The sequence below is a fragment of the Pedobacter sp. UC225_65 genome (genome assembly GCF_042698365.1).
Taxonomy (GTDB): Bacteria; Bacteroidota; Bacteroidia; order Sphingobacteriales; family Sphingobacteriaceae; genus Pedobacter.
The window spans coordinates 3,619,020-3,641,796 of the sequence record NZ_CP170550.1 but is presented as its reverse complement, the minus strand read 5'-3'; the positions used below and the strand labels follow the sequence as shown (position 1 = coordinate 3,641,796).

Annotated in this window: 20 protein-coding genes and 3 pseudogenes; 9 read left to right on the top strand and 14 right to left on the bottom strand. The window is 39.7% G+C overall.

What is annotated here, in order from left to right; translation table 11 throughout:
• Positions 1 to 16: 16 nt before the first annotated feature.
• The 7 genes and pseudogenes from ACFJIZ_RS19195 to ACFJIZ_RS19165 all read right to left on the bottom strand — a co-directional run bounded on the left by ACFJIZ_RS19195 (position 17) and on the right by ACFJIZ_RS19165 (position 7,072).
• Positions 17 to 391, bottom strand: coding sequence for a serine hydrolase domain-containing protein (locus ACFJIZ_RS19195; RefSeq protein ID WP_379087799.1), 375 nt, complete (start codon positions 389 to 391; stop codon positions 17 to 19).
• 69 nt (positions 392 to 460) lie between these two features.
• Positions 461 to 1,093 (bottom strand): hypothetical protein, encoded by a 633-nt coding sequence (locus ACFJIZ_RS19190; protein WP_379087796.1) that lies wholly within the window; start codon positions 1,091 to 1,093, stop codon positions 461 to 463.
• Positions 1,081 to 1,404 carry a hypothetical protein gene (locus ACFJIZ_RS19185; protein WP_379087793.1) on the bottom strand — a complete coding sequence of 108 codons (324 nt, stop codon included), beginning with the start codon at positions 1,402 to 1,404 and terminating at the stop codon, positions 1,081 to 1,083. Before ACFJIZ_RS19185 ends, ACFJIZ_RS19190 begins: the two co-directional genes overlap by 13 nt.
• A gap of 127 nt (positions 1,405 to 1,531) precedes the next feature.
• Positions 1,532 to 2,714: pseudogene (locus tag ACFJIZ_RS19180) on the bottom strand (M20 family metallopeptidase).
• 17 nt (positions 2,715 to 2,731) lie between these two features.
• Positions 2,732 to 3,151: an SPOR domain-containing protein gene (locus tag ACFJIZ_RS19175; RefSeq protein ID WP_379087790.1), complete on the bottom strand. Its 420-nt coding sequence runs from the start codon at positions 3,149 to 3,151 to the stop codon at positions 2,732 to 2,734.
• A 148-nt stretch (positions 3,152 to 3,299) separates the two neighbouring features.
• Positions 3,300 to 6,608, bottom strand: coding sequence for a preprotein translocase subunit SecA (secA, locus tag ACFJIZ_RS19170; protein WP_379087787.1), 3,309 nt, complete (start codon positions 6,606 to 6,608; stop codon positions 3,300 to 3,302).
• A 158-nt stretch (positions 6,609 to 6,766) separates the two neighbouring features.
• On the bottom strand, positions 6,767 to 7,072 hold the full coding sequence (locus tag ACFJIZ_RS19165) for a hypothetical protein (RefSeq protein ID WP_379087784.1): 306 nt from the start codon (positions 7,070 to 7,072) through the stop codon (positions 6,767 to 6,769).
• A 187-nt stretch (positions 7,073 to 7,259) separates the two neighbouring features.
• Here ACFJIZ_RS19165 and purD point away from each other — a divergent pair, with 187 nt between their 5' ends.
• Positions 7,260 to 8,531, top strand: coding sequence for a phosphoribosylamine--glycine ligase (gene purD / locus ACFJIZ_RS19160; protein WP_379087781.1), 1,272 nt, complete (start codon positions 7,260 to 7,262; stop codon positions 8,529 to 8,531).
• Positions 8,532 to 8,599: 68 nt separating this feature from the next.
• Here purD and ACFJIZ_RS19155 read toward each other — a convergent pair whose 3' ends face one another.
• From ACFJIZ_RS19155 to ACFJIZ_RS19130, 6 genes are all read right to left on the bottom strand, one after another.
• Positions 8,600 to 9,331 (bottom strand): peroxiredoxin family protein, encoded by a 732-nt coding sequence (locus tag ACFJIZ_RS19155; protein WP_379087778.1) that lies wholly within the window; start codon positions 9,329 to 9,331, stop codon positions 8,600 to 8,602.
• A gap of 41 nt (positions 9,332 to 9,372) precedes the next feature.
• Positions 9,373 to 9,753 carry a DUF4369 domain-containing protein gene (locus ACFJIZ_RS19150; protein WP_379087776.1) on the bottom strand — a complete coding sequence of 127 codons (381 nt, stop codon included), beginning with the start codon at positions 9,751 to 9,753 and terminating at the stop codon, positions 9,373 to 9,375.
• Between the two features lie 128 nt (positions 9,754 to 9,881).
• Positions 9,882 to 10,808 carry a peroxiredoxin family protein gene (locus tag ACFJIZ_RS19145; RefSeq protein ID WP_379087773.1) on the bottom strand — a complete coding sequence of 309 codons (927 nt, stop codon included), beginning with the start codon at positions 10,806 to 10,808 and terminating at the stop codon, positions 9,882 to 9,884.
• Between the two features lie 23 nt (positions 10,809 to 10,831).
• On the bottom strand, positions 10,832 to 11,035 hold the full coding sequence (locus ACFJIZ_RS19140) for a DUF4369 domain-containing protein (protein ID WP_379087770.1): 204 nt from the start codon (positions 11,033 to 11,035) through the stop codon (positions 10,832 to 10,834).
• Positions 11,036 to 11,179: 144 nt separating this feature from the next.
• Entirely contained in the window at positions 11,180 to 12,328 is a 1,149-nt protein-coding gene (locus tag ACFJIZ_RS19135; RefSeq protein ID WP_379087767.1) for a redoxin domain-containing protein, read from the bottom strand.
• Positions 12,329 to 12,502: 174 nt separating this feature from the next.
• Entirely contained in the window at positions 12,503 to 13,654 is a 1,152-nt protein-coding gene (locus ACFJIZ_RS19130; RefSeq protein WP_379087764.1) for a redoxin domain-containing protein, read from the bottom strand.
• A 371-nt stretch (positions 13,655 to 14,025) separates the two neighbouring features.
• Between ACFJIZ_RS19130 and ACFJIZ_RS19125 the strand changes: the two genes are divergently transcribed.
• On the top strand, positions 14,026 to 14,463 hold the full coding sequence (locus tag ACFJIZ_RS19125; RefSeq protein WP_379087761.1) for an Lrp/AsnC family transcriptional regulator: 438 nt from the start codon (positions 14,026 to 14,028) through the stop codon (positions 14,461 to 14,463).
• Here the strand turns inward: ACFJIZ_RS19125 and ACFJIZ_RS19120 are convergent.
• Positions 14,455 to 15,635: pseudogene (locus tag ACFJIZ_RS19120) on the bottom strand (formimidoylglutamase). The gene ACFJIZ_RS19125 and the pseudogene ACFJIZ_RS19120 sit on opposite strands and share 9 nt — an antisense overlap.
• Before the next feature lie 147 nt (positions 15,636 to 15,782).
• On the opposite strand from ACFJIZ_RS19120, the gene ACFJIZ_RS19115 reads away from it, so the two are divergent.
• From ACFJIZ_RS19115 to ACFJIZ_RS19085, 7 genes and pseudogenes are all read left to right on the top strand, one after another.
• Positions 15,783 to 16,772 (top strand): NAD-dependent epimerase/dehydratase family protein, encoded by a 990-nt coding sequence (locus tag ACFJIZ_RS19115; protein WP_379087758.1) that lies wholly within the window; start codon positions 15,783 to 15,785, stop codon positions 16,770 to 16,772.
• Between the two features lie 7 nt (positions 16,773 to 16,779).
• Positions 16,780 to 18,078 (top strand): HAD-IB family phosphatase, encoded by a 1,299-nt coding sequence (locus tag ACFJIZ_RS19110; RefSeq protein ID WP_379087755.1) that lies wholly within the window; start codon positions 16,780 to 16,782, stop codon positions 18,076 to 18,078.
• 336 nt (positions 18,079 to 18,414) lie between these two features.
• Positions 18,415 to 18,891 carry a tryptophan 2,3-dioxygenase family protein gene (locus tag ACFJIZ_RS19105; protein ID WP_379087752.1) on the top strand — a complete coding sequence of 159 codons (477 nt, stop codon included), beginning with the start codon at positions 18,415 to 18,417 and terminating at the stop codon, positions 18,889 to 18,891.
• 20 nt (positions 18,892 to 18,911) lie between these two features.
• Positions 18,912 to 19,379: a hypothetical protein gene (locus ACFJIZ_RS19100; RefSeq protein ID WP_379087749.1), complete on the top strand. Its 468-nt coding sequence runs from the start codon at positions 18,912 to 18,914 to the stop codon at positions 19,377 to 19,379.
• 54 nt (positions 19,380 to 19,433) lie between these two features.
• Positions 19,434 to 20,429 (top strand): branched-chain amino acid aminotransferase, encoded by a 996-nt coding sequence (locus tag ACFJIZ_RS19095; RefSeq protein ID WP_379087746.1) that lies wholly within the window; start codon positions 19,434 to 19,436, stop codon positions 20,427 to 20,429.
• A gap of 202 nt (positions 20,430 to 20,631) precedes the next feature.
• A pseudogene (locus ACFJIZ_RS19090) lies at positions 20,632 to 21,823 on the top strand (DPP IV N-terminal domain-containing protein); the annotation flags it as partial.
• A 3-nt stretch (positions 21,824 to 21,826) separates the two neighbouring features.
• Positions 21,827 to 22,756: an alpha/beta hydrolase family protein gene (locus ACFJIZ_RS19085; RefSeq protein WP_379094125.1), complete on the top strand. Its 930-nt coding sequence runs from the start codon at positions 21,827 to 21,829 to the stop codon at positions 22,754 to 22,756.
• The last annotated feature ends 21 nt before the right edge of the window (positions 22,757 to 22,777 follow it).

Sequence of the window (22,777 nt, the reverse complement as noted above, 5' to 3'; positions counted from 1 at the left end):
ACCGTAAATTCGTTGGTTACGTAAGGGTCGTACATTTTAAATTCAGGATCACATCTGTAACCTTTGTATCCCATGTTATCTTTTTTTCATCAACCAACATTCCTAAGGAGGCGGCTGTCATTGCTTTTGTATTGGAGGCCACACCAAACAATGTATTTTCATCAACCTTTAAATTGGTTTTGATCGAACGTACACCATAACCTTTAGCATGGATCACTTTTCCATCTTTAATCACGGCCACGGCCACACCAGGCACATTAAAAGTACTCAAGGTTTTTTCGGCTACACTATCTATCTGTTTACTGGTTAGTACTTGCGCCTGTAGGCCAAAGCCCGAAAACAGTGCGGCTACCAAGAACAATTTCGTTTTAATAGGATAAAATGATTGCATAAAGTTTGGATCTATTTAAAGGCTTAAAGATAATAATCTTTTGACTTTAATAGTTGCGTACACATGGCATTATTTGCCTTTACCCAACTTGTAATCTTTGTGCACGACCAAAAAACTTGCTCTTTCTTCTTTTTTGAAGGGATAATCCCAATTGCCCTGATAGGTAATCTTAGTGGGCAGTTTCACCTCATCAAAATAGCTCATTTCAATGTTCATCTGCACATCAAAATCAAAAAGCATGTTGCTGTATTTCATGTCTACATAACGGCCTAAGATTTCGAAGTTCCTTTGGTCAAAAATGGTAACCAGCTCTTTGATCATCAGGCCATCTTTTGTCCAACTGCTTAGGTCTGGTTTTACAGCTACCTTGAAACGATACACAGGAATTGAATCCAGATAAGTCGCCTTATAAAATGTATAATCGTAATATTGGCGCATGTTGGCCGTAAAGATCTGGGTCTTGTTGCCGATAAAAGGCAGGCCTTTAATTGGCCTTCCGGGATTGAAGATCAATGTCTTTAATTTGTCTTTGTAACTTTCATTCGTTCCACCGCCTTTGGCATTAGGTACTGGGGCATGAGGCACAAAATCAGTATTGTAGGCATTCATAAATATATAATCGAACATCTCAACAGTATAGAGCTGGTACTTGCCATTCTTTTTATAGACCCGTCCGTTATCTTCCTTTATCAAATACTCCATTTTGTATGGACCATTATTGTTGTGCCTGATCTTTCGATACTCTTGCCGTCAACTTTATCTTTTTTATCGTAGGTGTACACTCGATTTTCGGCAATGAAAGTATATTTCTTCATGTTCCGAAAAGCCTGATAAAAACTGGTATCGTTGATTACCGCATTGATAAAACGCTCTACATTTAGCCGTTCGCCCTTGGCCATGATTGAATCCAAGGTAATTGTTCTAATGGTATCTGGATTGAAACGAGGAATTTCCTGAGCTTTGGCGTTCAAGAAAAATAAAAATAAAACCAGCGATAGCATTACTTTCTTCATGTGGTACTCATTACAATTATCCTGCCTGTTTTATATTGGAAAAGGTAAAATGGCAAATGGATGATGGTGAAATCGATTGGGTAATCCATTCCATGTTACATCTTCCCTCTTACATTTTACTTATCTATTAGTTCCCCAATTGTTTCAATGCGATGTAGGCCATCAAACCCGTTGAGGTCCTCAATGCATCTTCATCGATATCAAAGTTTGGTGTATGTACCGAATAGGTTGTGCCTTTTGCGGCATTTCCAGTACCCAAGCGGTAAAAACAGGCGTCAGTAACCTGCGAATAATAAGCAAAATCTTCCGCCGCCATCCAGATATCCAGGTCAATAACGTTTTCTTTACCCAAATAGTCTTCTGCAAAAGCACGAGCATTGGCGGTAAGTTCTTCTTCATTGATCAAGAAGGGATAACCATGCATGATGTTAAAATCACAACTGCCACCCATGCTCTCGGCAATGCCTTCAGCCATTTTTTTCATCAATTTGTGGGCTTCTTTTCTCCACTCCTCATTTAAGGTCCTAAAGGTTCCTTCCAGTTTAACCTCGTTGGGAATAATGTTGGTTGCCCCATTAGCATTTACCTTACCAAATGAAAGTACCGATGGTAAGCGTGGATCTGCATTGCGACTTACAATCTGCTGCAAGGCCACAATGATGTGGGCAGTAATCAGAACAGGGTCGATATTTTGATGTGGTTGTGCGCCATGCCCACCTTTTCCGTGAACGGTTACGTATAGCTCATCTGTAGAGGCCATATAAATTCCCGAACGGAAACCAACTTTACCCGTTTCTATCAATGGCATTACATGTTGCCCAACGATAGCCTGTGGCTTTGGATTTTCTAACACCCCCTCCTTGATCATGATACTGGCTCCGCCCGGAAGCAGTTCTTCTGCTGGTTGAAAAATCAATTTGACCGTACCAGCAAACTCATCTTTTAATTGGTTCAAAATATAGGCCGTGCCCAATAAGGAAGAGCTGTGTACATCGTGCCCACAAGCGTGCATTACGCCATGGTTCTTAGAACGGTAAGGTTTATCATTGGCCTCGTGGATCGGTAAAGCATCCATGTCTGCACGTAGCGCAATGATGCGATCAGAAGGTATCTTACCTTTGATCAAAACCAACTACGCCCGTATTGGCCATATCTGTAAATTCGATGCCCCAAGCGGTCAGTTTTTCTTTAATGAAAAGAGAAGTCTGGAATTCTTTAAAAGAAAGTTCTGGATTGGCATGAATGTGATGGCGATAGCCAACAACATCATTATATATTTTAGCTGATAATTCTTGTATTTTGTTCTTCATGTGTCTTTCTCTTTAAACTATCTGTTAACTTCTTCCAGTTCTGGCGCATTGATTTTTTCTCTGATGATAAAAAGCGTAGGAAAAACGCCTTTAAGCTCATTCAATAGATTTTGCGCCTCTAATCTAGTCCTAAAATCGCCTACACGTAGGTAATAATTGGGTTCCTTGTAAGTAATATAGGTCCGCAGCTTAGGATAAGCACCCTTAAACCTGTTCTGCTCATTAAAAGCTTCTTTTCTATCCAACCCGTAAAAAATCTGTACCCGATATCCCATCTGCGATACTATAGTTGTACCTGTGGGATTGGTTGTGGTAGGCCTTTTCTTATTAAGCTCGATGCGTTTGGCAATCAAACTATCAATAAGTGGGTCTTTGATTACCGTAACCTCTCCTTTTGTTTGGGCAAAAGAATATTCAAAGCAAAATATAAAAATCAAAAAAAGATAAACTCTTACCATAAATCACAATTCAATATCCACGTTTCCAATAATCGGACCATATTTCTTCTTCGCCAAAATGGGCTAGGCTTAAAAAAAGAATGCCGAACTTTTTGCAAAATTCGGCATTCTTATCTTGTATTGCAAATTATGCGTTTGCGCCGTGGCAGTTTTTAAATTTCTTACCACTACCGCAAGGGCAAGGCTCATTACGCCCAACCGTAACTTCTTTACGGATAGGTTGTGGCGGAGCCATTTCTCTTGTATCTTCCATTGGCATGGCACTACCGCCAGACTGGGCATATTCTGGTTTAGATGTTTTCAATTTGTTCTGCTCACGTCTAGGCGCTTGAACTTCTCTTACATCATCCGCATCTTGCTGAACCGGAATACCACCTTTATATAAGAAACTTACTACTTCTTTATTCACCACATTCAACATGCTTTTGAATAGATTGAAAGCTTCCATTTTATAAATGATCAATGGGTCTTTTTGTTCATAAACCGCATTTTGTACAGACTGTTTCAATTCGTCCATTTCGCGTAAATGCTCTTTCCAACTGTCGTCGATCAAAGCAAGGATGATCGTTTTCTCAAAAGCTTTTGTTACCTCACGTCCTTTGTTGGCCAATGCTTTTTTCAAGTCAACTGGCACTTGGATATGACGTATACCATCGGTAAATGGAACTACGATCTGCTCTACATGGTCTCCGCGTTCTTCAAAAACCTGCTTCAATACTGGTAAAGCCTGGTTCATGATGCCTTCAGATTTACGGGCATAGAAAGTGGTTACTTCTTCAAACAAGATGTCTGTTAAGGCATGGATGTTTTTCGAGTTGAACTCTTGTTCTGTAATGGCCGTATCTGACGAGAAGTTTTTGATCACTTCTAATCTAAATCCTTCATAGTTTGAGCTTTCTTTGTATTCGGTTACGATATCTTCAGTAACATCAAACACCATATTGTTCATGTCTACATCTAAACGATCGCCAAATAAAGCATTGCGACGTTTGGCATAGATCACCGAACGTTGAGAGTTCATTACATCATCATATTCCAATAAACGTTTACGTACACCAAAGTTGTTTTCTTCTACTTTTTTCTGTGCACGTTCGATAGAGTTGGTCATGATCGAGTGTTGGATCACTTCACCTTCTTCGATACCCATCTTCACCATGATGTTAGAAATACGCTCTGATCCAAATAAACGCATCAAGTTGTCTTCCAACGATACAAAGAACTGTGAAGTTCCTGGGTCGCCTTGACGACCAGCACGACCGCGCAACTGTCTGTCTACACGACGAGACTCATGGCGTTCTGTACCTACAATTGCCAAACCTCCAGCATCCTTAACGCCTGGACCTAATTTAATATCCGTACCACGACCAGCCATGTTGGTAGCAATGGTAACTGTACCCGCAATACCTGCTTCTGCTACAATGTCGGCCTCTTTTTGGTGCATCTTCGCGTTCAACACATTGTGTTTAATGCCGCGAAGTTTTAGCATTCTGCTCAACAATTCCGAAATCTCAACAGATGTTGTACCCACCAATACCGGACGGCCAGCTTCTGTTAATTTTACAATTTCTTCGGCAACAGCATTATATTTCTCTCTAATGGTACGGTATACATAATCTTGGTGGTCTAATCTCGCCATTACACGGTTGGTTGGTATTTCTACCACATCCAATTTATAGATAGACCAGAACTCTCCTGCTTCGGTAGTTGCCGTACCCGTCATACCGCATAATTTGTGGTACATACGGAAGAAGTTCTGCAAAGTAACCGTTGCGTACGTTTGTGAGGCATCTTCTACTTTTACATTCTCTTTAGCCTCGATTGCTTGGTGCAAACCGTCAGAATAACGACGACCATCCATGATACGGCCAGTCTGCTCATCAACGATTTTGATCTTACCTTCATCGATAATGTATTCAACATCGATCTTGAATAAGGTATAGGCTTTTAACAATTGGTTTACCGAGTGGATACGCTCTGCTTTTACAGCATAATCGCGCATCAATGCATCTTTCTGTGCAATCTTGTCTTCACTGCTTAAACTTGATTTCTCAATTTCGGCAATTTCGGTACCTACATCTGGTAAAACGAAGAAACTAGGGTCTTCACCTTGTTGGGTAATCAGTTCGATACCTTTTTCGGTCAATTCTACTTGGTTGTTTTTCTCATCGATGTAGAAGAACAACTCAGAATCTACCTTTGGCATATTCTTAGACTGGTCAGCCATGTAATGGTTTTCAGTTTTAAGCAAGGTCTGTCTTACACTTCCTTCACTTAAGAACTTGATCAGCGCTTTATTTTTTGGCAAACCACGGTGTGCACGTAATAGGGCTAAACCACCTTCACCTTCTTCTGTTCCGGTTTTACCATCGTTGATTAATTTCTTTGCATCATTTAAGGCCTGACTAACAAATGCTTTTTGTGCATTCACCAAACGTTCGATACGTGGTTTAAGCTCATGAAACTCGTGCTGATCGCCAAAAGGCACAGGACCAGAAATGATCAATGGTGTACGGGCATCATCAATTAACACTGAATCGACCTCATCCACCATGGCAAAGTGCAACTTACGCTGTACCAATTGGTCTGGTGTCTGCGACATATTGTCACGCAGGTAATCGAAACCAAATTCATTGTTTGTTCCGTAGGTAATATCTGCCAAGTAAGCATTTCTACGTTCTTGAGAGTTTGGCTCGTGTTTATCAATACAATCAACCTTTAGGCCATGGAACTCAAACAAAGGTCCGTTCCACTCTGAATCTCGTCGGGCCAGGTAGTCATTCACCGTAACGATGTGCACCCCTTCGCCAGCTAAAGCATTAAGGTAGGCAGGTAATGTACTTACCAAGGTCTTACCCTCACCGGTAGCCATCTCTGCGATCTTACCACTGTGCAATACCATACCACCAATCAACTGTACATCGTAGTGCACCATGTTCCATGCTACTTCAGTACCTGCAGCGTCCCATTTATTGGCCCAATATGCTTTATCGCCTACAATTTTAACATTGCTTTTACGGGCGGCGTAATCTCTGTCAAACTGTGTTGCCGTTACTTCTAATGCTTCGTTTTCGCTTAAACGACGAGACGTATCTTTAACCACCGCGAAAGCTGCTGGCATGATCTGTAGCAATACTTTCTCTAACTCTACATTTCTTTCTTTGGCCAAAGCATCAACCTCTTCGTACAAGGCTGTTTTCTCTTGCAATGACAGTTCTTGGTTTTCTGCATTCAGTTTGGTCTCTGCAACTTTTGCATCAATAGCAGCCAATGCCTCGGCAATGGTTGCTTTAAACTCGATGGTTTTATGACGTAGCTCATCATTACTCAATGAGGCTAATTTTGCGTATTCTTCGTTTATCTGTTGAACTAAGGGCTGTAATGCCTTAATATCTCTTTCTGATTTGCTTCCAAATATCTTGGCTAAAAATCCTAACATGTTCTATATCTAGTTTATAAAAATTCAAAAATGACTAATTTGCAACAACCAAGCCATTACTATGCAGTAAGCCAACTTGGCAGTTAAAGTGCGTTAAAACGCCAACTCGTTCTATATTACAATAGCACGAGCATTGTTAATTTAAAAGAAGGAGTAATTTAGGGGCTGTTATTTTTTGGTTTACCTACAACTGCCAGATCTGCAACAACTTGGTTGTGTGCCCTGTGCTTGGCTACCTGTAGTTTAGGCAATACCCCTATGGAAGCTAACTCGCTATAAGATAAAAAGAAAGGACTTTGATAATCATCATTCAGCTGATCAGCGTCCTGCGTAATTGTTTGTGAAGCAACCTGTTGTCTGTTACAATAGCGCTCGGTCAAAATCCTTAGACTCTCAACTCGCTCAGTTTTGGCAAGGTGGGTTAAGCTAAAAAAAACCAGAGATATGGTAACGATGTGCTTCATTTCTAGCGGCAAATCTAATTTTAATCTTTTACATATAGAAATATGATTGCATCTAATCTCATATTCGTGGTGTTAAAAGGGCTGAGAAATCTTATTTTCTATTTCCTGTTATTCCCATTACTTATCCCTCCTGTCTATTTATTTACATTTTATGCATCTTCTAAATTAAAGCAATATCTTTGTTGCCATGACGATTTTACTATTAGGTTCTGGTGGAAGAGAATGTGCTTTCGCTTGGAAGATGAGCCAATCTGCTCAATGCTCAAAATTATTTATCGCTCCTGGAAATGCAGGTACGAGTGCTTATGGCAAAAATGTAAACCTTAATCCAAATGATTTTGAAGCTGTAAAGGCATTTGCACTAAAAGAAGGTGTTGAGCTTTTGGTAGTTGGCCCAGAAGAGCCTTTGGTAAATGGTATCCACGATTTTTTTAGCAATGACGAAGCTTTGGCACATATCCCAGTTATTGGACCTAAAAAAGAAGGTGCAATTTTAGAGGGAAGTAAAGATTTCTCTAAGCAGTTTATGGAACGTCATGGCATTCCAACAGCAAAATCGAGGTCATTTAACAATGAGAATCTGGCAGAAGGTTTAGCTTACCTACAAACACATGCTTTACCTGTGGTTTTAAAAGCCGATGGTTTAGCAGCTGGCAAAGGCGTTTTGATCATCGACAATACAGCAGAAGCACAAGAAGAGCTGAAATTAATGTTAGGTGGTAAATTCGGCAATGCTGGAAGTACCGTGGTGATCGAGGAGTTTTTAACAGGGATCGAGCTTTCTGTTTTTGTATTGAGCGACGGACAAAACTACGTGGTTTTACCAGAAGCCAAAGACTACAAAAGAATTGGCCAAGGTGATACCGGCCTAAATACAGGCGGTATGGGTTCTGTATCTCCGGTGCCTTTTGCAGATGAAGCCTTTTTAGCAGAGATCAAAACCAGCATTATCCAACCTACCATTGATGGTTTGGTAAAAGATAAAATCGATTATACAGGGTTTATTTTCTTTGGGTTGATCAAAGTTGGCGACAAGCCTTATGTAATTGAGTACAATTGCCGCATGGGTGATCCAGAAACCGAAAGTGTGATTCCTAGAATTGAGAACGATTTGGTAGAGCTGTTTAATGCTTGTGCCCAAAAGAAATTAGGTAATTATAAAATCAACATCAGCAATAAAAGTGCAGCAACGGTAATGATTGTAGCAGGTGGCTATCCGGGCGAGTATGAAAAAGGCAAGGCAATTTCTGGCTTAGAAAACCTACGCGATTCATTGGCTTTCCATGCAGGCACTAACCTAGAAGGTGGTGTGGTTAAAACCAATGGTGGAAGAGTAATTGCCATTACCAGCATCCAAGATAATCAATTCAACGCGTTACAGTGCGCTACTGCTGATGCCGCCCGCATCTATTTTGATGGCAAATATTTTAGAGAAGACATTGGTTTCGATCTGATGTAATTGAAACCAACTTGCATAAAAAAAGCCCCGACCATGGTCGGGGCTTTTTGATTCAATACTTATTAGGATTATTTGGTTTTTCCACCACCTAACAGTTCTGCTAATTTGGTCTGCAAAGCTTCACCTGTAATGTTACGGGCAACAATTTTACCACTAGGGTCAATCATAAAATTAAAAGGAATGGCTTGTACACCATAACTTCTCGACACCTCGTTTTCCCAACCTTTAAGGTCTGATACATGGGTCCAGGTTAAACCATCGTCTTTAACCGCTTTTAGCCACGCTTCTTTGGTGGTACGGGTAGTTCCACCATCTAGAGAAACACCCAAAACAGTGAAGTTTTTATCTTTATATTTATTAAATGCAGCTACAACGTTAGGATTTTCTTGACGACAAGGACCACACCAAGAGGCCCAAAAATCTACCAATACATATTTGCCTTTAAAGTCAGATAATTTAACTGGCTTACCATCTGGATCATTCTGTGTAAAGTCGGTTGTCATTCCCAATTGGGTTTTCTTAGCACCATCAATACCAAGCCAAATTCTTTTCCCACTGTCGCTCTTTCTGATCGCTTCAGAGAATTTCATGAATTCTGGTTCAGCTACTTTAGGATCGATATCATAACCTAAACCATTTACAAAAGCGTCAAAACCAATAATAGAGTTACGGTTTTCTTGGGCAAATTTAGCATAGATTGGTTTTTTCTCTTCGTCTAATGCTTCATACCTTTTATCGAAAGCTTTCATCAGTGCCTCATCTTTCTTTTGATCCGCGGTATAGCCATTATATTCCTTCATCAAAACATCAACCTTATCAGTAACAGGTTTTAATGCGGCTTTTAATTTGGCATTGTCGTCATTGGCTTTCGATCCGTAATTTTGGCGTATTTCAAAGAGTCTTTAGCCGTAATGTTGATCGTTGCTTTTTCCAAATAGAGCATTATCGCATCAGCCGGCACACGTTTCTTAGGATTAACGGGCGTAGCATCGTGCTTTACCCTAAGCGAGGCCTGCATTGCAGAAGGTATGCTTCCCTTAAACTCAAAGGCACCATTGGTTAAAACTGCAGAATCTGTAACCGCTGTAGAACCGACACGGTAAAGCAAATAAGCCTTTGCAGGTGCATTTAGATTTCCAACTTTGCCTTTAATTGTAAAGTTTTCTTGAGCCATTAAACCTAGCGGCAAAAGGCAGATGGCAGATAATAATATCTTTTTCATGATTAGTAATAATATTGGTTTTGGTTAATGAATCAAATATAGAGATTATGCGTTTAATTGAAAGTGTTGATCTTTTATTAAAAAAGGCCTGATGATCGATCAGGCCTCTTGTTTATCTTTAGTATGGATTATTTGGTTTTTCCACCACCCAATACTTCTGCCAATTTGGTCTGTAAAGCTTCTTCTCTTAGGTTTTTAGCAATAATTTTACCAGTTGGATCAATTAAGAAATTGGCGGGAATACCACGGATACCCCATGCAGAGGAAACCTCATTCTGCCATCCTTTAAGGTCAGAAACATGTGTCCAGGTCAAATTATCATCTTTTACCGCTTTTAACCAAGCTTCTTTGGTGGTACGTGTAGTTCCACCATCTAAAGAGACGCCTAAAACTGTAAAGTTTTTGTCTTTGAATTTATTATAGGCCACCACTACATTTGGGTTTTCCTCACGACAAGGAACACACCAAGAGGCCCAAAAATCTACCAATACATATTTACCTTTAAAATCAGACAATTTAACTGGTTTACCATCTGGATCATTTTGTGTAAAATCCATAGCCATTACACCTACTGCTGTTTTCTTAGCCGCTTCTAAAGTAGTAGCCAGCGTCTTACCCATTTTACTTTCTTTTAAGCTAGGGTTCAACTTTAGGAACAGTTCTTCTGCCTTACCCGCCAGTTTATCATCAGAAGCAAATCTCGACAAAGAGCTTAAGCTCAAATAAGAATTGGGATTATTTTTGATGAAATCTAAATAAACTGGGTTCATCTGTGTCACGATCTTATCGCTTTTTTCGTAAAAAGGAGTCATTACTGCTTTATCCTTTCTTTGCTCTTCTGTCAGCTTTCCTACTTCTTCGTTCAATGCTTTTTGTTGATCGGTATAAGGTTTCAATGCAGCGGCAAGTTTTAAATTATCAGCATTGATAGGCGTACCACCTGCTTTTGCCGATTTTAGAGAGTCTGTAGAGTTGACTACAATGTCTCCTTTCTCCAGATATAAACTAGTATAATCCATATAACGGGTATTCATCCCTTTTATATATGGATTCATATTTTTGAACAGATTGGCTGTAGTTACCTCGGCAACACTTCCTTTAAACTCGAAAGTCCGTTTTGAACCAAGGTCGAATCTGTTTTGCGTTGACCATTGTCCATGTAGATAAAGTAGATTTTATCTCCTGCTTTTAGCCCTTTCACATTACCCTTCACGGTGAAGGCCTGTTGAGCCATTAAACCTAGTGGTAATAGGCAGATGGCTGATACTAATAATTTTTTCATGGTATTATAAATTTGGGTTTTGGTTACTTTTAATCAAATATATCGATTATGTATTTGATTAAAAGTGTTGATTAGCTTATTGATCCTCTGTATTAAAAAAAGGCCTGATGAACAATCAGGCCCTTTGTATATCTTTAGTATGAGCTATTTGGCCTTTCCACCTATTAGCTCTGCTAATTTAGTCTGTAATTCTTCTCCTCTAAGATTTCTAGCGATCATCTTACCAGTTGGGTCTACCAAGAAGTTAAAAGGAATACCTTGAATTCCATAGTTTTTAGAAACTTCATTATCCCAAAATTTTAGATCTGATACATGGGTCCATGTTAATTTATCATCGGCAATTGCCTTTAACCATGCATCTTTTTTGCCTGGCTGGTCTAAAGAAACACCTAAAACAGTGAAGTTTTTGTCTTTGAATTTATTATAGGCCACCACTACATTGGGGTTTTCATCACGACATGGTCCACACCAAGAGGCCCAAAAATCTACCAATACGTATTTACCTTTAAAATCAGACAATTTAACTGGTTTACCATCTGGGTCATTTTGAGTGAAGTCAGTTACCATACCAATCTGGGTTTTCTTTGCTCCATCAATGGCTCCTTGTATATCTTTACCTAATTTGGTATCTCTAACTGCAGCAGAATATTTCAAAAACTCTGGCTCTGCCACCTTTGGATCAATATTAGCGCCCATTACACTTCTATAAGCAGATAAACCGATATAAGAGTCCCGGTTTTCTTCTGCAAACTTTTTAGTCAAAGGTGTTCTTTCTTTATTGGCCGCAGTATATTTTTCCATAAATGGTTTCATAAAAGCTTCATCCTTTCTCTGTTCAGGAGTATATCCATTGTATTCTTTCATGAGTACCTCTACATCAGCATCCATTTTTGCAAATAGGGCTTTATACCTCGTGTTGTCATCATTGACCTTAGACCCTGTAATCTTAGCATATTTAACTGAATCTTTTGCGGTTACAGTGATGGTCGCTTTTTCTAAGTAAAAAGATAGTTGGTCTAGTGGTGTACGTTTTTTAGGTACCGGATTAACAGGAGTAGCATCATGTTTAATTCTAATTGATGCCGAAGTTATCGACTCTATGTTTCCCTTAAATTCAAAAGCACCTTTGCTTACTGTAGCAGAATCTGTTACTCTATTTTTACCAACAGTATAGGTTAAATAAGCTTTTGCAGGGGCGTTTAGTTTCCCTACTTTACCCTTTACTGTAAAGGGCTGTTGCGCCATTAAACCTAGTGGCAATAGGCAGATAGCTGATACTAATATTTTTTTCATTGTATTATCAAATTTGGGTTGGTTATTTTAATCAAATATATAAATTCTGTTGCCAATTTGGATTAGCTTTATCATTAAATGAGCCTAGCATTACACTATTGGACAGCGTTGTAGTACCTGTTTTCAAAGAAGGGCCCAATAAATATCAGGCCCTTTCTTTATCGTTTCATTTGCTTATTTGGTTTTTCCGCCCAATAATTCTTCTAATTTGGCTTCTAATTTATCTCCTCTAAGGTTTTTGGCTACGATTTTACCGCTTGGATCCATAATAAAGTTAAAAGGGATTGCCTGAACGCCATACAATTTAGCTGCGGTATTGCCACCTTCTTTTAGGTCTGAAACCTGTGGCCAAGTTAAACCATCGTCTTTTACTGCTTTTAGCCATTCTGCTTTCTTATTTGGCTCATCAAGAGATACACCTAATATTTCGAAATTTCTGTTTTTATATTTATTGTAGGCAGCCAAAACATGTGGGTTTTCTTGGCGACAAGGGCCACACCACGAAGCCCAGAAATCAACCAGCACATATTTGCCTTTTAAGCTCGATAAGCTCACTGCTTTGCCTTCTGGATCATACTGCGTAAAATCTGCAGCCATTACTCCTATCTGACTTTTTTTAGCTCCATCGATAGCAGTTTGGATATCTTTTCCTGTTTGTGTAGCCCTTAATGCTGCAGAGAACTTCATAAATTCTGGCTCTACTACCTTAGGGTCAATATCGTAGCCCATTATAGTTCTATAAGTTACCAATCCAATAAAAGAATCGCGGTTTTCTTCCACAAACTTCTTATTCAATGGCTCTCTTTCTTTATTGGCCGCATTATACTTTTCCATAAAAGGCTTCATAACAGCATCGTCTTTTTTCTGCTCGGCAGTGTATGCGTTATACTCTTTCATTAAGGTAGCCACATCAGCATCTATCTTTGCAAACAATGCTTTATACTTGGCATTGTCGTCATTTATTTTAGAACCGGTAATCTTAGCATTTTTAACTGAATCCTTTGCGGCTACATTGATGGTCGCTTTTTCTAAATAAAGCGAAATTTGATCAATCGGCGTACGTTTTTTAGGGTCCGGATTAACTGGGGCAGCATCATGTTTAATTCTAATTGACGCCATAGTAGGCGATTCTATGTTTCCTTTAAACTCAAAAGCCCCCTTGGTTACCGTAGCAGAATCAGTAACTCTCGTTTTACCAACACTGTAATTCAAATAAGCTTTAGCGGGGGTGTTTAGGTTGCCCACTTTGCCTTTAATTGTAAAGGCTTGTTGCGCCATTAAGCCTAGCGGAAGTAGACAGATAGCAGATAATAGTAATTTTTTCATTGCTGTGGTTTAGATTGTTAATGTTGCATCAACCTCTTTAACCAAGGGGTGCTGCAATTTTTGGTATTGTTATGCTTAGGTAGATGTTATACTATGTTAATATAAATTATGCTGTAAATCATTAGTGAGGTCAGTGCTAAGTTTACAGGTTTACTTGAGTCCTATATTTTTAATAAAAATCGACATTACAGCTAATTAAATCAATTGAATCTTATTTTTCCATAAATTTTACGGATATTTACATTTTAATTATGTTTATTTTCAGTTTTAATACATTTTTAAGCTAGATTGTGTCTGTTTTTTTCGTTTTACCCCTACCACAATGATTCAAAAAAATTTAGATTCGGTTGATTTAGAGAGTCCTTAACTTGTTGCAACACGATGCATCATTGACCAATAAGGAAATTGCCATGAAGTTATATAAATCCATTGCTACCATACACGAGCGGATCAGGCGCCTAAAGGAACAGGGTTATATCAAAAAGATTGTAGCCATACTGGACAGGAAGAAAATCAATAAAAACCTGATTGCATTTTCTCATGTATTGTTGAAAGACCATACTGCCACCACCTTAAACCGTTTTGAAACTGAAGTGTCTAAGTTTAGTGAGGTAATGGAATGCCTGCAAATGACGGGCGCACACGATTTCATCTTACGGATCGCAACCACAGACATGGATGCCTACCATCAGTTTTTAAGGAATAAACTAGCTACTTTAGAAAACATCACTACGGTACAGAGCTACTTTGTGCTTTCTGAACCTAAAAGCGAAACGGCCTATCCTCTTGTGGCCTCGGCCTTAACTTAATTTTTGGTAGGTACGCCACCATAGTCCGGCATTTCGCCATTTACTGCGGTATTGTAATCATCATACCGGCAAGGCACCAAATGATACCTTTCGTTTTTAGAGATGCCCGAAGGGTAAGGCACCTGCATCCACCAACGGTCTGAACGTTTGCTTTTTACAAAATTCATCTCCCCAGAACCATCTTTCAGGCTTGCCCTGTAAATGATATATTGGGATTTTGGCGTTAACGGGAAATCCTGTTTGCGGTTATAATAGCCATCAATAAAATACCAGACCATTTGGGCCAGCAACATGGCACTTTGCCCATTACGGTCAAAAGCAGGGTTAAATTCGTAAAAACCAATAGAGGTCAACTTATCGTTCATGCCTGCATAACGGGTTATGCGACAGGCATCCTCACCATAAAAACCATTTGGTCCAGCATTAATATTGGCACAGGCATCGCCAGAGCGGATGGCCCCCATGTCAAAGCTGATCATGTTGGCATTGCGCAAAATAGGCTCAGTTAAAGTAATATCTGGCAAAAACTCACCCAATCGATGTACATCAAAATAGAGTTTGTCCATTACTTTTAAGCTATCTTGGTTTACAAAATAAGTTTGGTACCCAATGTTACTAAAGTTGAACAGGTAATTGGGCTGGTGCAAAAAAATCTTGCTCAGGTAAGAGTTTGATGTGGTAGCAACGCCTTCATGGCTATCTTCATCCAGGTCAAACTTCGAATCGATCACCACCAGGTCAACCTTTTGCTCCAGATGCTCATAAGCCATGTATTGTGCATAGGTAATGTCTTGTCCACCACCAATGATAACGGGTAAGATATTCAGTTTGACCAATTCGGCAACTACGGTTTTTACTGCAAAATAAGTATCCGATATTTCTCTCCCCGCAATGATATTTCCTAAATCGACAATCTTACTTATAAATGCACCTTCATTTAAGGCATAAAACTGCTCCCGAAAATGGTCTGCCCCTAAAGCACAGCCATTATTATTTACCGCTCCTCTGTCATCTTTTACCCCAAAAATGGCAATATCAAAGGCTTTATCTTCCAATTCTGGAAAGCGATCGGTATAGAAATTGGCCTTTAATCCAAGTTGGCTGGTATAGAATCCCTGTTTAGGGCTAAACTTTTCTGGATTAATGGGCGAAAAAAAATCTGATAAAGACATAAAGCGGTATAAATGTTTGGCATCAAATATCTATTTTTGAGCGCATATTTTAATGAACATCCTAAAAAAAATGAACCGTTCATCATTAAATAATGATTAAACACACGAAGGAATGGTTCTTTAAACATGGGAAGCTCCATCTGACAGATGAAAACAAAAAAACAAACAGATGAAATGATATTGGTAACCGGAGCAACTGGGTTTTTAGGAACAGAATTAATTAAACAACTAACCGCTCAAAACTTAAAGGTTCGCGCTTTAAAAAGAAGCACCTCAACCATTCCGCAGTTACTCGATAACAATACCTTAGTTGAATGGTTTGTGGCCGACATCAACGAACCCGAAACCTTGGCGGATGCTTTTGAGAACATTACCCAAGTCTATCATTGTGCGGCATTTATTTCTTTCGACCCAAAAGACAAAGCCAAACTTTTAAAGATCAACATTGAAGGCACTTCCAATATCGTTAACCTTTGTGTCGAGCATCAGGCCCGTTTGGTGCATGTAAGTTCTATTGCAGCACTAGGTAATGCAAAAAAGGGAGAACAGATCACCGAAAAAGATTTCTGGGAGTATGATGCCCATGTACATGCTTATGCCATTTCTAAATACGAAGGAGAAATGGAAGTTTGGCGTGGCATTGCCGAAGGTTTAGATGCCGTGATCGTAAATCCGGCAGTCATTATTGGAAAAAATGCTGGCTTTACGGGCAGTGGCGCTATTTTTAAATTGGTTAAGGATGGCCTTAAGTTCTATACCGATGGTGCAACAGGTATTGTGGATGTAGAAGATGTGGCCAAAAGCATGATTGCCCTGATGAACAGCGAAATCAGTGGCGAACGTTATACCCTTTCTGCAGATAACCTCAACTACAAAGATTTTTTTGCCGAAATAGCCAAAGGTTTCCAGATCAAGGCACCTGCTACCGAAGCCAAACCTTGGATGCTGGGCATTGCCTGGAGAGCGGCCAAATTGGCCTCGTTGTTTACAGGTAAGGCTCCTGCCTTAACCAGAGATGCGGCCAGAAGCAGTTTTAATCTGAGCTACTATAGCAATGCCAAGATCAAAAATGCGATCCATATCAATTTTAAACCTTTAAAAGAGAGCATCCTTGAAGTTTGCCAAGCTTTGAAATAACCCATAAATGAAACAGCAAAACTTTTACATCATTGATTTCGATAGTACTTTTACACAGGTAGAAGCTTTAGATGAACTGGCCCGTATCTCTTTGAACAAACACCCTGATAAAGAGGCCATCTTTAAAAAGATCGAAGATTATACCAATTTGGCCATGGAAGGCAAACTGTCTTTTTCTGAGAGTTTGGCCCAACGGGTAAAGTTGTTAGAGGCCAATGAAGACCATTTAAAACAGTTGATCACCCGTTTAAAAAAGAAAGTTTCCAGTTCGTTTTCTCGAAATGCGGCCTTCTTTAAAAAACATGCGGATGAAGTGCTGATCGTTTCGGGTGGATTTAAGGAATTTATTACCCCAGTGGTAAGTCAATACCATATCAAAAAAGAGAACATCTATGCCAACACTTTTGTAACCACAGGTGATGGGAAGATCATAGATTACGACCATGCCAACCCCTTAAGTGAAGAAGGCGGAAAAGTAAAACTGATGCGCCAAATGGATTTAAAAGGCGACCTATATGGCATTGGTGATGGGTATTCGGACTTTCAATTGCGCGAAAGCGGCTTGATCAAAAAGTTTTTTGCCTTTACAGAAAACATCGCCAGAGAGAGTATCGTTTCAAAAGCCGACCATGTTACCCCAAGTTTCGACGAGTTTTTGTATGTAAACAATTTACCAAGGGCGATATCCTATCCCAAAAACAGGATTCTTTGTTTGGTGATTGGTGATGTGCCAGCTGAAAGTATCGCCTTGCTTAAAAAAGATGGCTTCTCCATCAGACATAAAACTTCCTTTGAAGAGAAATATGTAGGCGATGTGGGCATGATCATCTTGGCCGATGGCGAAAAACTGGAAAATGAAAAATTGTCGCGCGCCGTTAAACTGAAAACGATTGGGTATTTGGGCAGTGCCAGAAATAAATTTTCGCTACAGACCTGTACTGAAATGGGCATTGTGGTGTTTGACGATGTAAAAAGCAATCCACGTAGTGCAACGTTTATTCCAAAAAGGGTGATTGATTTTATGAACAAAGGCACTACCTATATGAGCAGCAATTTCCCAAACCTGCAGTTGCCAGCCATAGACAAATCGCATCGTTTGATCCATATCCACAAAAACGTACCGGGCATTATGGCGCAGATCAACACCATTTTTGCCAAGCACAACATCAACATCGTAGGTCAGTTTTTAATGACCAACGCTACCTTGGGCTATGCCATTACCGATATCAATGCAGAGTACGACAAACAATTGTTCAAATCGTTAAAAAAGATAGAAAATACAATTAAATTTAGGGTATTGTATTAGTAGAGGTGTAAGGTTGAGGGTATAAGGCGGAAGGCTCAGAGTTGCCAAATGTCAACTGCGAATTGAAAACCTCAAATTAATAATTTTAACTAGATTGCAGCATCAATTTAAAAACAAGTCCTTTTGTTTCGATATGAAATCCATCCAAGAAAACATACATCTTAGCTCCCCTCGCAAGCCGGGCCTTGGGCTTTATGATTTCAAAACCTGGAAATGGGCTTCTTTTATTAGCTTAATTATTGCCAGACCAAGTTAGTTAGACCAATAGATCAATTATCGTTGCTGTACGAGCGTACCAGCATCATTTATTCATTTTACTAACTATATAGCTATTTTATGGATTTTACACCAGAAATAAAAGACAAACTGCACAAGCTTCAAGAAAAATATGAAGCCATGGGCCAGGATATGGCATCGTACCTAGATGGCCTGTTATACGCCGATTTTTTAACTTATTGGGACTACATCCACTTGGATACCCTATTGAGTTTACAAAGTCCAAAAACACCTTTCCCCGATGAAGAGATCTTCATCATGTACCACCAGATCACAGAACTGTACTTTAAACTTTCTTTGCACGAATGCAAACAAATATCTACACATCCTGAACTGACCGTTAAATTTTTTACCGAACGTGTTAAAAGGATCAATGCCTATTTCAATGCCTTGACCACTTCTTTCGAGGTGATGGTAAACGGGATGGAAAAAGAACAGTTTCTAAAGTTCCGCATGTCATTGTTACCAGCGAGTGGATTTCAATCAGGACAATATAGAATGATAAGATCTGCGCCACCGACTTTAACCGACTGGTAGACAAAAGCAAGCGGGAGGAATTGGCAAATGGCACCATCGAAGAGAAATTCGAATACATCTATTGGAAATTTGGGGCTACTGAGTTGGCCACAGGCAAACAGACCTTAACTTTAAAACAGTTCATCAAAAAGTATGCAACCGAATTTTTAGCCCTGGCTAAAGAAAGGGAGTACAGTAATTTTTCGGCACTGTACCATCAGTTGGTAGCAAAAGGCGAAGATGTAAGCCAACTGGCAGAAGAATTGCGCAAATTAGATTTGTACGTAAATGTAGAGTGGCCTTTGTCGCATTATAAATCCGCAGTGCGCTATTTAGAAAAAGACCCTGTAGATATTGCCGCAACAGGCGGAACGAATTGGCAGAAATACTTACCTCCGCGTTTTCAGAAACGTATTTTTTATCCATTCTTATGGACCTCAGAACAGATGGAAGAATGGGGTAAAGGATGGGTGCTTAGTGTATTACAAACACTTCGAAACGAAAAATAAGTTGCGTTTAAACCTGTTTTTTCGTACTTTTGTATCAAATTAATACCCAAGGCAGTGATAGATACTTTACAGATCAAGATTACAAAAAACAGCAACTCTAGGTTGGCTGAAACTGAGTTTAAAGATATCCCTTTTGGAAAAATTTTTACAGACCACATGTTTGTAGCAGATTTTGAAGATGGAGAATGGAAAAATTTCGAGATTTTACCATATGGTCCAATTCCAATGAGTCCGGCAATTTCTGCCTTACATTATGGGCAGGCCATTTTTGAAGGCATGAAGGCTTATCGTTTACCGAATGGTGACATCAGTGTTTTTAGGGCCGACAAAAACTTTGAGCGTTTTAACATCTCTGCAGATCGTATGGCTATGCCAACCGTTCCTGAGGAGATTTTTATGCAAGGCATTGCTACTTTGATCAACATCGATAAAGGTTGGGTACCATCACAAGAGAATTATGCACTTTACCTAAGACCGGTAATGTTTGCTACCGACGATTCTTTAGGGGTAAGAGCGAGTTCAAAATACAAATTTGTAGTGCTGGCCTCTCCTACTGGCCCTTATTATACCAAGGCTTTAAAAGTAAAAATCGAAACAAAATATACACGTGCAAACGAAGGTGGTGTGGGTTATGCCAAAACTGCTGGTAACTATGCCCGCTCTTTATATCCATTTGCCGAAGCCCAAAAAGAAGGTTTTGACCAATTGATCTGGACTGATTCTGCTACCCATAGTTTTGTGGAAGAATCTGGCGCAGCCAATGTAATGTTTGTTTTAGATGGCAAATTGATTACGGCTGCAGTTGGCGAAACCATTTTAAATGGTGTAACACGCGATACCATTATTGCTTTGGCAAAAGATAAAGGCATTACGGTTGAAGAAAGAAAAGTTACTGTTGCCGAAATTATTGCAGGCGCAAAAAATGGAACATTGACTGAAGCTTTTGCCGTAGGTACCGCAGCAACGGTTACCCAAATTGGTGAGATAGGCTACGAAGGCGAACTTTATCAATTAAGTGATCCGACACTCGTACCATTTCTACAGGCATAGCCAAAGAACTGAACGAAATCCGTTATGGTTTGGCCGCCGATAAGTTTGGCTGGAACTGGATTGTTTAAAAATACAAAATAAGCTACAAGCGTTTCGAGTTAAAATTCGAAACGCTTTTTTTTATACCCTAAGGGTAACAACTGTAACACAATTTCTGATAATCCTATACTATTGGTAATTTCAACCTTCCAAAATTTAAACCATGAATAAAACCCTAATTTTCGGCTTAGCCTTGAGCTTATGTTTAAGCACCTCAATTAAGGCCCAGCAAAAAAGGTTATCTCAAGCACAAGCTTTAGGTACCCAAGCCTCACTAACCAAAACCATGAACCCAATCATGGGTTGGAGCGATGCCACCCACTACATTGAGATGGACAGCAAAGAGCGTAAAATGTATGCAGTTGATATTGCAACTGGTGCACGCACTGCTTATACACCACCTCCAAAAAGCGATGTCAATGTAATGATCAAAGACAAAGACGTCTACATCCAATATGGAAAAGAAGAAGCTAAACGTTTAACCAATAATCCAGACGAAGAGTTGAACCCTACTTTATCTCCTGATGGAAAACATGTGGCATTTACCAGAAACAGCGACCTTTATTCGGTTGAAGTAGCTACAGGTAAAGAAACCCGTTATACCTCTGATGCTACAGATGTGATCTACAACGGTTATTCTTCTTGGGTATATTTTGAAGAGATTTTAGGCCGCGCTACCAGATATAAAGCTTTTTGGTGGGCACCTGATAGCCAGCACCTGGCATTTATGCGTTTTGACGACACCAAAGTACCGATGTTCCCGATCAATGGTTCAACTGGTCAACATGGTTATGTAGAAAAAACACGTTATCCAAAAGCAGGTGATCCAAACCCTGAAGTAAAAGTTGGTTTTGTACCTACACAAGGTGGAAAAGTAGTTTGGGCTGATTTCAATGAAAAAGACGACCAATATTTTGGCACACCTTATTGGAGCTTTGATGGCAAGACCATGATGGTACAATGGTTAAACCGTGGTCAGGATAATTTAAAATTCTATTCGGTTGATCCTTTAACCGGCGCAAAAAAAGAAATCTACGACGAAAAACAACCATCGTGGGTTGACCTTGATTTTGACGGCAGAATTGAATATTTGGGCGACAATAAACACTACATCTTGAAGAGTGATAGAACAGGCTGGGCACATTTTTATCTGTATACTTTGGATGGAAAACTGATCGAACCCGATCACCAGTGGCAATTGGCAGGTAAGCAACCTGTTGTATACCGACGAGAAAAACAAAGTGATCTATTTTACTGCCCGTAAAGAAGCCAGCACACGTACAGACCTTTACAGCGTAAGCTACAATGGGAAAAATCTAAAAAGATTAACTTTTGGAGAATATACCCATCAAGTTCAGTTGTCGCCTGATGGAAAATATTTTATCACTACTTATTCTAATGTAGCTACACCTCCAAAACGTACTTTATTGAACAATACCGGAAAGATCATCAAAGAACTTGGCGATAGCAAAGCTGATGATTTTGACCAATACATCTATGGCAAAACCGAATTGATCTTTATCCCTTCTGAGGATGGAAAATACCAATTGCCTGCCACCATTACCTATCCAACAGATTTCGACAAAACAAAAAGATACCCTGTTGTATTTAGTATTTATGGTGGACCGAACGCAGGTACGGTTACCAATACCTGGAAAGGTACCAGCAACCAATGGTGGGCCAACGAAGGCATTATCCAGATTGCGGTAGACCACCGTGCCTCTGGCCAATTTGGTAAAGAAGGCGTAGCCTTGATGCACCGTAACCTAGGCAAATGGGAGATGAAAGATTATGGCACTGCAGCCAAATGGTTAAAAGCACAAACATGGGTAGACAATAAGAAACTATTGATCACTGGCCATAGTTACGGCGGTTACATGAGTGCTTTAGCCTTAACTATGGGTGCTGATGATTTTGATTTTGGTTATGCAGGTGCACCTGTTACCAGTTGGGAATTATATGACACACATTATGTAGAGCGTTTTATGGATACACCTCAAGAAAACCCTGAGGGCTACAAAGCAGCATCTGTACTTACTTATGTTGACAAATACAAAGGTCTATTGCGCATTATGCATGGAGATATGGACGACAACGTACACGTACAGAACACCATCCAATTGGTAGACAAGTTGACCAATACCAACAAACATTTTGAATTGATCATCTATCCAGGAAGCAGACATGGATTTGGCCCTTCTAAAGCGGCCCACGACCGTGCCGAAAGATACCGCTTCTATTACCAGAACCTGTTGAACAGACCAGTTCCAGAAGGTTTGATCAAATAAATAAAAAGCCCCGCCTGTAGA